Source organism: Marinobacter caseinilyticus, from assembly GCF_011074955.1.
GTDB classification, from domain to species: Bacteria; Pseudomonadota; Gammaproteobacteria; order Pseudomonadales; family Oleiphilaceae; genus Marinobacter; species Marinobacter caseinilyticus.
On sequence record NZ_WUQJ01000005.1, the window covers coordinates 132,038 to 142,301 of the forward strand.

A 10,264-nucleotide genomic window follows, 5' to 3' on the forward strand; every position below is an offset into this window, starting at 1 on the left:
CGAAAATCCGTAAAAATAAATCCGTCCTGGTTTTCCGAATCAATTCATCTGACGGAGAACCATTCCCCTTCTCAAAAAACTGCAGATCGGCCTCTACAAATAAAACTGTCCCGGTTTTCCGGCTTTTGCGTTATTTGTTTGCGTGGGGCCGCCTACGACATGGCCTCCGAATTCAAAATGGCAGCGCAAGGCATGTCATGTTTACTCTGCCCCATTTTGCATCGTTCATACGAAAAACAGCCCCGTGTGGGGCTGTTTTTCGAACTATCCAGCTAGCCTGGATGCACTACTACTGCTTGGCGTTCAACCCTTTATAGTATTGGTCATACGTCGCGTTATAAGGCCCGGGCGGCAGACCGTTTGCGCCGTAAAATACAGCCGCATTCGCCTGCCGCGTTAATGGAAGATAATTCGGTGCCGCCCTCTCAACCGCCGCCGTGACAGCCATGACGATAAGATCAGCCAATGGGTTACCCGTGCTGTTGTTATCAGGGGTGTACGTCATCCTCTGCCGGGCGGTCCAGAGCTCAGCTCCATCTGCATTGACAATCCGATATTCGAAGTCCACCTCCGTTGTTGTCGTCAGCAACATATACTTGGACGTCCACTCGTGAATGGTCACATACAGTATCGAATCTGCCTTAAAAAGATTGGCCAGCTGTTCGGGCGGGACGGCATGGGTTTCGGCCGGCTCGTAATAACCCTCGTACTCCAGCAAAGTTTTTACTGTGTTTACCGGGAAAACGTAATAGCCCTTCTCCGCAAGATAGAAAGGTAGCGTTGCCAACAGCGAGGTTGTGCCCTGCACATCGGTCGACATATTGACGGGGGGCACCACCAGAATCGACTTGGGCGCAGCATCGTGGAATGCATCGAGACGGTTTTCATTGCCTGTCGTGGCGCAGCCAGTGGCTAACGCAACCATGAAAAACACGAGGCACAGCTTCAACGTTTTCATTGCCGGTCCTCCAGGTTTTTGATGAGCATGCTGAGCATCGGCCGGCTCTCGGGCCACGCTTCGTATTCCAGTTTGTAGAACTTGAGTGCGGAATCCACGTCACCCTGCTCCAGCATAAAGGTGCCTGCCTCCGCAAAAAGGCCCGGCGCAATGGGATGCTGAGGCGTACCCCCGGTTTCGACAAACTCCACGTAATTCTTCAGGGCTTCCTCTTTCAGCGCGGGTTCCTGATAAACGACGAACAGCGTTTCCTGGTACTGCCCCCATTCGTACAGCCCCTGATTACTGACGCATCCCGTCAGTAAAACAAACATCGACAATGTGAGAAAAAAACGTTTACTCATGCGGTCCTACCTTAAAAATCCTGTTAACCCCGGCACCGAGATACACTTCCTTGCGATAAACCACTTCATCGTCTGAAAGAAGTTCAACTTGATGAGTGCCATCAACCATTTTCAGCAGGTTTTCACCTGCCTGATATTCGCCAACATAGCCATAGGAAACCCCGTCAACCCGGAGCTCATAGTATTCCGATGCCACCGATGGCAACTCGAATGCAATACCCGGACGATCATCGACAACCTGGGTATTGCGGGTGGGCGTCTGGCTACAAGCCGTCAGGGTGATACAGATGATTAACGCGAGCAGAATCTTCATTGCGTCTTCTCCTTGGCGCGCAGTTCGCTCAGATCATGACCTTTTAAAGAGCCCTGAGAGATTTCGCCGATGGCCCCCTGGTCCAGAGCATCATCGCCAAACAGCCCGACAACGGTCAGTTCGGCAACGTCCTTACCTGGCAGCGAAATCACCGTACCGGTCGTTTGAGACTTCACTTTCTTGCCCCGTGTCTCGACGGCAAAAACCATCCCTTCGCGGACACCCTGGCTCTCGCCGCCGCTGATATAAACGAGACCGTCCTCTTGGGCCAGAACGTCGGCCGTCCATGGTTTTTCAAGGAATAACCCCGTCATTTTGTCCACAGCCGCTGTAACAGCCGCGCCAATAGCCTGATCATTCAAACTACCGTCGTATCCTGCCGCAGAGCCAAACCCCATGGTGCGAGCCTGTTCAGTCGATGAAGAACCGGACCCTGTGACGGATGCGAATACCCGACCGGTCGTTACGTCCACCAACCGAAGATCGACCGTCGCTGTGGCTTCTTGCTTTTTAGATGAGGACAAAAAACCGCGCTCTCCTGTCGTGGCACGACCAAACTGAGTTAGCGAACCAATAACGAGGGTGTCGACACCCGTGATCGAAATTTCCTGACCAGATAATTCCGCCTCCTTGCTCAACAGCTCAATATCCGGTCGTTCAAAAACCAGATAACTTTGGCTGTTCGCCAAAGCCTGCAAGAACATGTCCGTTACCTTTGAACCCAACTGATCTTTCGCACTGGACCTAAGCAGACTACGGCCATAATTTGTTTCATTGGAAATTCGGCCAACTGCGATTTTTCTCTTGAGACTCAGCCGGTTGGGCTTCGATTCTTCCAAAGAGGCTTGCTGCGCAGCTCGCTGCTGCTCAGCAGAGACGGCCGGTTCGACCTCCTTCATTTGAGGCGTTTGTGTTGCGCAGCCTGAAAGGACCCCCAACATCAACCAGGGGAGAATTTTCTTCATCAATTGGACTCCTTTACCCGCCAGGAACAAGGGTTTAACGAACAACGGATTACAGTTAAGAGACAGCCGGAAGGGGGGGGGCGCACCAAGACGCGGAGAGGTTCCTTTCTGAACCTGATGTCATCCCTAACATGTTGTCATGAACCAATACTCTACAGCATGAATTAATCGAATAAATGCACACGTATCAAAAAGCTATATATCTTTACAATATTTTCCATTCTGGCCGCCTACTAAGCCCGCCCCACACTTCTGGGCCTGACATGTAATCAAGACAGGTGGTAGAAATTGCGTCCCGCTGAACGTCACCTTGTTATTAGAAACCGGTCGACCCCGGCCTGCATAACCACTTATATGAGCAAAGACCCGCTCACCACCGCTCTCAGGAGTAATGAAACCAAACCCCTTGGCGTTGTTCCATGCAGTGAGTAACCCTTTTCTGATTCAATGCACTTCCCCTTCAGAGCCTTATACCGGTCACACGCCTTGTCCCTGTCTCTCAAAAGGCGTGGATCCTGAATGCCAATCGCGGCAGCGATCAAAAACCGGGACAGATTTATTTTCCGGTTTTCTCGGTTTTCGGATCGAAAAAAAAAAGCCTTCCCGTTGGAGAAAGGCTTTTTGGAGCGTACAGATCAAATTGCAGGCTTGTCGCGTCTCAGCAGTTGCCCTTTTTCGCCTGGCCCGGTGGGCAGAAATGGCCACCGGACTTACGGTAAGACCGGCGATCGTCGTAGTCATGACGACGGCGATCATGGTCTCGATAGTATTCTCTATGATCTTTGGTGGTAATGGCTGTTCCGGTTGCCGCACCGACGGCACCGCCGAGAATAGCACCATCTCTGCCACCTACCTCGTTGCCGATGGCAGCCCCAATGGCTCCGCCAATACCGCCACCCAGCGCGGCGTCGGCTGTGTCATCCGCAACGGCAACCAGTGAGGTAGCACTCAGAGATAAAAAAACGAGCAGTGATTTCATTTTCATTGACGTAAATCCCATTGTTCAGGTGGTCTGAACTGCCCAGTATGACGGGAAGGAAACCATTGTCTCCATCGTCCCATCAGGCACTAGTCAGTTTTGTGAACCCTTCGAGAATATCAGAAATACACGCGATACCACCCTTACCTTTTATTTATATTTCAATATGTTACAAAGTGTAAAGGATGCGCATTCCTCATGAATCGGACCTGAACAAAACGCTCGCACTCTACCTCCGACTCAGCCGTTAATAGATCTGTCCCAGTTTTGCTTTCACCGGAAAAATCGGGCCAGGAAATCAAGCTGATCATCGATTGACTGAACCAGAGCTTCGCCCCGATATACATCAAAATGACCGACCGGATAGTGCTTCACTTCCGCGTTCGGCATTCTCTCGGCCGCTTTGGCCGCAACACTCGCCGGGGCGACCGTATCGTGGTCGCAAATCAACACCAGCGCCGGGCAGGCGACTTTGCTGGCCAACCGGATGGGCCGGAAAAAGGGAATCGCAAAACTCACGCCCGCTGCAACGTAATTCGACGCATTATCGGCCAGCAAGGGAACATACCCCTCCTGGCAGTCCTCAGCCGTCATCATGCCCAACTCGCCGGGGCGGCCTGCCGACGCAATATACCGAGGAGACATCCCCAGCCCACGACGAAGCCAGTCGACCGTTCCGTGCCAGGTCAGGCGCATCGCCTGCATGGGGCCGGCATAACCGACAACACCCAGCAAAGACGCCAAACCATCCATCATCGGGCATTGGGAGATGGCGCATTGCACGCTTCCATCCTTTGCCGCGGCCGCAATCACAAGCCCGCCAGAAAACGACGTCCCCCACAGGCAAATGCGACTCCCATCGATACGATCCAGCTGCCGCGCAAAATTCAGTGCCGCCAGCCAATCTGCCACTTCCTTCCGAGGGCTCAGCGTCTGTCGTGGCTGACCATCACTTTCACCGAAATGGCGGTAGTCAAAGGCAAAGACCGCATAACCCGCATTGCAGAAAGCTTCTTTAAACGGTGCCAGGCCACTGGCATGAGTCAGCCCAAAACCATGCGCCATCACCACACACGGCAAACTTCCACGGTCGGCATTCTGCGTGTAAAGAACACCGCGACAGGTTGTACCGTGACTCGGAAATTCCAGTGGGGTTTCGATCATGTTAATCCCTCGGTTCATTGAACTTTGAGCCAGTGTGATGCCACGGCGGCGATATCGTCGAAAACACCGGCGCCGAGTTCCGCGGCCCGGGCCCCATCCGATTCCTGATACTTGCCCGTTTTCACCAGCGCCGCCTGGAGCCCCGCCTTCCGGGCGCCGCCAATATCCGCTTCCACATCGTCGCCGATCATCAGGCAGTCGCCCGGCGCCAGCCCCATGCTGTCACAGGCCTCTTGGAACATGGCCTCGCCGGGCTTGCCTATGATGGTGGCCTCCACCCCGGCCGCATACTCCAGGGCGCGAATGAAGGGGCCGGCATCCAGGTGCAGACCGTCGGATGCCTTGAAGTAACGGTTCATGCCCACCGCCAGCAGGGGCGCGCCCTCCATCAGCAGAGCGAAGGCCTGATCCAGCCGACGGTAATCGAAGCGTTCACCGGCATCACAGACCACGACGGTATTTGCATCGGAGCATGAAGCCGGTTCGAACTCCTCCTCAATGTCAGGGTGCACCAGCAGCCAGGCTTTCAGCTTCCGGGCCTTCATGTAACGCGCGACAGCGGCCGGTGCCGTCAGTACTTCTTTCTCATTGACCTCAAAACCCAGTTCGCGGAGTTCGTCCAGCACGGCCCGGGAGGGCTTGCGGGACGTGTTGGTGAGAAAGCGGCAGGGCACTCCCGCCTCGCGGACCCTGGCAATGGCCGCCCGGGCGCCGGTGACGACCTCGCCCCCTTCGTGGAGCACACCGGAAATGTCGATACAGAGTCCCTGGGGTTTTGGCATGGCGTTGGGCCTCAACCTGATTTCGGAGTCGCGATGCGAGGCAGGCGCCTCGCTGACAATAATGGCTGGCGCTCACTTAAGTTTAGAAGACGCAACGCTTGTTCGTCAGTTGCGTTCCTTCAAGACCGAGTAGATGCTGCGAACGGCGGCGACGTCTGACGCGTCAGATTCGATCAGGTCTTCCAGCAATTCCAGAACCCGTTTCTCATCGTTACTTCGAAAATTCGGCCAGAACACATAGGGAATGACATCCGGATTCCGGATATAGAAAAGCGCGGCTTCCTCCGGTTTCGCGGCATCGCCCCTAAGACCGACGGTAAATCGCTGCGCTTCGCTGTCCACCAGGGTAACCACGAGGGATTTTTCAGACTTCACTGCTCGGACGTCAACAACGGTGATGGGAGCCTCAAGAGCAGGGACGGAAGTAATGTAATACTGAACACCGAGAAACCCCAGAAGGACGACCAACAGTGACACCAGGGCAATTGATTTCATTGTGAATACAGCCTGAATAGATGCATGGGACCTCTATCTTTCTCCCGGTTTCTGGAAGCGGCGGACCAAATGGATCAAACCGGCAGTTCAATAATTTCACCCGCGACACGGTCTTCGGTCACCTCCAGCCGCCCTACCGTGATTGGAAGAGTATAGCGCCGGGGCCCGGCGCCACCCGCATTGAAGTAAAGCACGTCGTCGATCCACTCGTTACGGAGTTTGCGAGAAAATAAATCGGTCCCGGTTTTCCTTTGGAAAGGGCGCATGGGCCACGATCAATAACTGTTTCCTGTTCGCCACAGGCGCTCCCGGACCGGTTCACCGCCTTGAGGCCCTGCCATTACTGAATGCGTCGCAGAGCAGCCCAGGGTCAGTGTAACAAAGTCAGTGCCCCAGAACTTCTGGTAACGGCTCACCCACGGCCCCGGAGGGCGCTTTTGCGCCGATCAGGGATGACAGGGTCGGGGCAATGTCGTACGGCGCTATTGGTCGACTGACGGTTTGGGCCTTCAGGCCGTATCCGGAAAAAATCACCGGCACATGGGTATCATAACGCCACGGGGAACCGTGAACCGACGCCACCTCCAGACCGTCAAAATCGTTGATAAAAACATTGGGTTTGAAGACCACGTAGATGTCGCCCGACCGTTTCGGATGGAAGTTATTCAAGACGGCATCAATGACTGGCACTGTCGGGAACGCGCCCGACCGCAGGGCCGAGCTGGGTATCGCCACGGCGACACCCTCAAACTGCATCAGCGTCTCTGCAAGAGTCTGTTCGATCGCCGCTTTATTCAGACCTTTTTCGTCGATGATCTCATCGTTGAGATACAAGTAGGGTTGGAAGAACGCCTCTATGAGCTCCTCACCAATGCCAAACTCCTTCTTCAGGGCTTCAATGGCCGGCGTCTTGTCGAGCGCCTCGACATCGAAATAGCGGGCAGTGGACACGCCAAGCTGATTGAGATGGCCAGGAACTTCGGGCTGTCCGTGGTCGGCCGAAAGCACCACCAAAGTGTTCTCAAGGCCCACGTGCTCATCAACGACGTTGAGCAGGTCAGCCAGGGTACGATCCAGGCGAGCCATATTGTCCTCGGTTTCCAGGCTGGATGCGCCGAAAACGTGACCGACATAGTCGGTTGAGGAAAAGCTGACCGCCAGGAAATCCGGAATCTCGTCCTGCCCCATCACCTCTTCTTTAAGCAACGTGATTGCAAAATCCAGAGTCAATTCGTCACCGGCCGGACTGAGCGTCAGGCGGGTTGTCATGTACTTGTCGTCGGCCGCCCCCCAGGCGTGGGGGAAGATACGCCCGAAACCCGGAAAATCGGTTTCGAAAACCTGATCATCAGACCCACCAAACTGGTAAGCATCCGGCTTCAGGAGCAGCTCCCAGGCCTGGCCAGCGTATTTGCCAACGGGCTTGCCCGCGTTCCAGTCCGTCACCCACTGCGGGTACTCGTCATAGTAATAGGTGCTGGTAACAAACTCCCCGGTGGCCTTGGAAAACCAGAAGGCTTTCCCGGTCTGCCCAGCCAGGGTCACTGCGCCCCGATCTTTCACCGAGACGCCGAAGATCTTCGACCGCCCATTAAAGTGAATCGCCAATTCATCACTGAACGTCGACGTCAGTATGGCGGTTGGTGATCGGCCATCCACCTTGGCTGCCTTCTGGGTCGGATCGATTTCAGTCTGTTTATCCACATCAGCACCAACGGTCAGCAACCGATAGCGTGCATCTTCGATGTTATAGATCAGACGCCCCAACTCACGGTCAAACCAGACGTTTCCGATCATCCCGTGGCGTGCCGGTACGGTGCCAGTGGCCAGGGATGTGTGGCCAACGACGGTCTCTGTGTTGGCGTGTCGATAGTTGGCGTTGGAATAGGTGATTCCGTTGTTCCAGAGGCGCTTGAAGCCATCGTCTCCCAGGACTGACGCGTAACGCTTGGGCAGATCGGCGCGCAGTGCATCCACCGTGATTTGCAGAATCAGCTTTGGGTGGCCGCCACTTTCAGTTTCCGCAGCGCCTGCTGCGCCGGGGGCCAGACCGACCATCAGGACGGAAAACGCAGACGTGAGCGAGAGGCACGCCCAGCTGTTCAGAAAATGCTTCAGGAAAGAGAAATAAAGCCTAATCATGGGAGCGCCCTTATTTGGTTGAATGTCCTTATTAACCAAACAATCACCACCACGGCTCCGCGTTGCTGCAGGGTCACTGCCCAGATTGTGTCATTTCGGTATAACACAGCCCCGGCTTTATTCAAGCTGACAGGGAACATAAATCTGTCCCGGTTTTCCGCAACAGTATTTCGGCGCTACCGTATGACGTCCCGCAGGGACCGCTCAATCTGACCACCACAGTAGGCCTTACCCAACGCCTTTCGCTGATCCTCAAGAAAAGCCCTGATCGACGGACGGTCTTCCACTCGTTGGCAGAGACCCGCCACCCGGGGGGCGTTGTGTTCCAGATCTGCGGCGAGTTCCGGAAAGCTGTGGACGAGGGTGCCAAACAATGCAGCCGTTGCGATATCGGCCACCGTGAGCCTGGGGCCCAGCAGATAGCCCGCGTCCGGTTTGAGGAGGTGCGCCTGGCCGGTCTTTTCGAAAATGGCCATCCAGTCGGCCAGGCGATGGGTCCGGAATTCGGCCCATGAATCCTGATCCCACATCACTGTGCCATGGTAGTTGGTGATTTCCATGAGAATATCATTGCAGTCCAGAATCACCTTCAGAGTGAGGGTGTGTTGCTCAGGCTCGTCGGGAAGAAAATGGTAGGCCTTCGCCAGATGCATGAGAATCGCCGGCATCTGGGCGAACCAGACCTGGGCCCTGCAGTCGTAAAGATAGGGTGGTGCCATCCCGGGGTACTGGATGTTCAGGTTTTTATCAGGGTAGACCTCGCTGGCATCCAACTTGCGGTAATCCGCCCGAACCTCCTCCAGAAAAAGTTGAATAAAATTACCGCGAAAGGGCAGGCCCCAGTAATAGAGTTCGTAGTCCTGCATTGCGACTCTCCCACACTGACAGTTGAGAAGATAACCGCTGTCTGGAAGTGTAGCGCACAGAAAAAGACCTGATCCGAAAGCCAGGTCTATTCAACTCAATGCCGCTGGTTTAACAACCTGGCTTCAAAAGCTGACAATGTTAGGGAAAACCGGGGCTGAAAATAGATCTGTCCCGGTTTTCGAACGAAAGTATGCAATTATAATCAGCGGAGATGCTGGCTACAGAAATGGAAAACCGACTGCTCCACGGACCCAACGGAGGGAATTCAAACTGCACAGGTGACATTGGCAATGAGTGAGACAACCGAGAATAAAACAGCATCAGCGCCGCCACCCGAAAAGAAAGGCTTCAGTGGCTTGCATGTCTTTGGCATTGTCCTGCTCACCATCGTTGCCACCGTCGGCGTCGGTTACTGGTGGATAAGCCACTATGTATTTCCTGAAAACTTCGACCCCGTAACCCTGAATGCCAGTGAACAGGCTTCCCTCAACAACAAACTGAATACTCTGGGCATTGATACCCAAGGCGGCGAATCCGGCCGCCCATTGCAGCCGGTACCCTACAGTGAGGAAGGCGCCAGCCGGGAAGTACGCTTTAGTGAGCGGGAACTCAACGGTATGCTGGCCAAGAACACTGATCTGGCTCAGAGGCTCGCAGTCGACCTTTCGGACGACCTGCTGAGCGCCCTCCTTCTGGTGCCTCTTGACGAGGACTTCCCTGTACTCGGCGGCAGAACCCTACGAGTCAATGCCGGTGTAGAACTCTCCTTTGCCAACGGTCGCCCCCTGGTTAAGTTAAGGGGCGTCAGCCTCATGGGCGTACCCATTCCGAATGCCTGGCTGGGCAACCTCAAGAATGTGGACCTGGTTAACGAGTTCGGCGCCAACGCGGGATTCTGGCAATCCTTTGCAGCGGGTGTGGATTATATCCAGGTTGAGGATGGCCGGTTGCTCGTCCGGCTTAAGGAATAGCGCTTGGCAGACGCGAACTGGCCGAAAGTCTTTGAGATTCGTCAGGTAGTACTCAAAATCACGACGTTCGACAAACACCGGTTGGCGGTTATGACCGCGCTGGACGCCGATATTAACCGAAGCACGGTGAAGGTTGGTAGTGACTTACTTTAGCGCTGGGCCATCAGAGAAGCCGAGAAAATAGATCTGTCCCGGTTTTCCTTCTTTTCAACCAGAATCGCTTTATAGCGCCCCTGAAAGACATGCCCCACCCTCCGGTGGCGCTGATTAAATTTCTGGGTATA

At 54.7% G+C, this 10,264-nt stretch carries 14 protein-coding genes; 2 read left to right on the plus strand and 12 right to left on the minus strand.

Annotation, left to right across the window (positions count from 1 at the left end):
- Window positions 1-289: 289 nt before the first annotated feature.
- From GRX64_RS02310 to GRX64_RS02365, 12 genes are all read right to left on the minus strand, one after another.
- On the minus strand, window positions 290-958 hold the full coding sequence (locus GRX64_RS02310) for a DUF799 domain-containing protein (protein WP_166263571.1): 669 nt from the start codon (window positions 956-958) through the stop codon (window positions 290-292).
- Window positions 955-1,302 (minus strand): DUF4810 domain-containing protein, encoded by a 348-nt coding sequence (locus GRX64_RS02315; RefSeq protein ID WP_166263572.1) that lies wholly within the window; start codon window positions 1,300-1,302, stop codon window positions 955-957. Before GRX64_RS02315 ends, GRX64_RS02310 begins: the two co-directional genes overlap by 4 nt.
- Window positions 1,295-1,615 carry a hypothetical protein gene (locus GRX64_RS02320; protein WP_166263573.1) on the minus strand — a complete coding sequence of 107 codons (321 nt, stop codon included), beginning with the start codon at window positions 1,613-1,615 and terminating at the stop codon, window positions 1,295-1,297. Before GRX64_RS02320 ends, GRX64_RS02315 begins: the two co-directional genes overlap by 8 nt.
- On the minus strand, window positions 1,612-2,580 hold the full coding sequence (locus tag GRX64_RS02325; RefSeq protein WP_166263574.1) for a CsgG/HfaB family protein: 969 nt from the start codon (window positions 2,578-2,580) through the stop codon (window positions 1,612-1,614). Before GRX64_RS02325 ends, GRX64_RS02320 begins: the two co-directional genes overlap by 4 nt.
- 195 nt (window positions 2,581-2,775) lie before the next feature.
- Entirely contained in the window at window positions 2,776-3,024 is a 249-nt protein-coding gene (locus GRX64_RS02330; RefSeq protein ID WP_166263597.1) for a cold-shock protein, read from the minus strand.
- 214 nt (window positions 3,025-3,238) lie between these two features.
- Window positions 3,239-3,565, minus strand: a complete 327-nt coding sequence (locus GRX64_RS02335; protein ID WP_166263575.1) for a glycine zipper domain-containing protein — start codon at window positions 3,563-3,565, stop codon at window positions 3,239-3,241.
- Between the two features lie 267 nt (window positions 3,566-3,832).
- A complete protein-coding gene (locus GRX64_RS02340) occupies window positions 3,833-4,723 on the minus strand; it encodes an alpha/beta fold hydrolase (RefSeq protein ID WP_166263576.1) in 891 nt (296 codons plus the stop codon).
- Between the two features lie 14 nt (window positions 4,724-4,737).
- Window positions 4,738-5,505, minus strand: coding sequence for a TIGR01458 family HAD-type hydrolase (locus tag GRX64_RS02345; RefSeq protein ID WP_166263577.1), 768 nt, complete (start codon window positions 5,503-5,505; stop codon window positions 4,738-4,740).
- 105 nt (window positions 5,506-5,610) lie between these two features.
- The gene (locus GRX64_RS02350) at window positions 5,611-6,000 is read right to left on the minus strand and encodes a hypothetical protein (RefSeq protein ID WP_166263578.1); all 390 of its coding nucleotides are present in this window, start codon (window positions 5,998-6,000) and stop codon (window positions 5,611-5,613) included.
- A gap of 74 nt (window positions 6,001-6,074) precedes the next feature.
- The gene (locus GRX64_RS02355) at window positions 6,075-6,266 is read right to left on the minus strand and encodes a hypothetical protein (protein ID WP_235937488.1); all 192 of its coding nucleotides are present in this window, start codon (window positions 6,264-6,266) and stop codon (window positions 6,075-6,077) included.
- 118 nt (window positions 6,267-6,384) lie between these two features.
- Window positions 6,385-8,142 (minus strand): alkaline phosphatase family protein, encoded by a 1,758-nt coding sequence (locus GRX64_RS02360; RefSeq protein WP_166263579.1) that lies wholly within the window; start codon window positions 8,140-8,142, stop codon window positions 6,385-6,387.
- A gap of 176 nt (window positions 8,143-8,318) precedes the next feature.
- Window positions 8,319-9,008 carry a glutathione S-transferase gene (locus tag GRX64_RS02365; protein WP_166263580.1) on the minus strand — a complete coding sequence of 230 codons (690 nt, stop codon included), beginning with the start codon at window positions 9,006-9,008 and terminating at the stop codon, window positions 8,319-8,321.
- Between the two features lie 291 nt (window positions 9,009-9,299).
- Between GRX64_RS02365 and GRX64_RS02370 the strand changes: the two genes are divergently transcribed.
- On the plus strand, window positions 9,300-9,980 hold the full coding sequence (locus GRX64_RS02370; protein ID WP_166263581.1) for an arginine N-succinyltransferase: 681 nt from the start codon (window positions 9,300-9,302) through the stop codon (window positions 9,978-9,980).
- Between the two features lie 3 nt (window positions 9,981-9,983).
- A complete protein-coding gene (locus GRX64_RS02375) occupies window positions 9,984-10,133 on the plus strand; it encodes a hypothetical protein (RefSeq protein ID WP_166263582.1) in 150 nt (49 codons plus the stop codon).
- Window positions 10,134-10,264 lie beyond the last annotated feature (131 nt).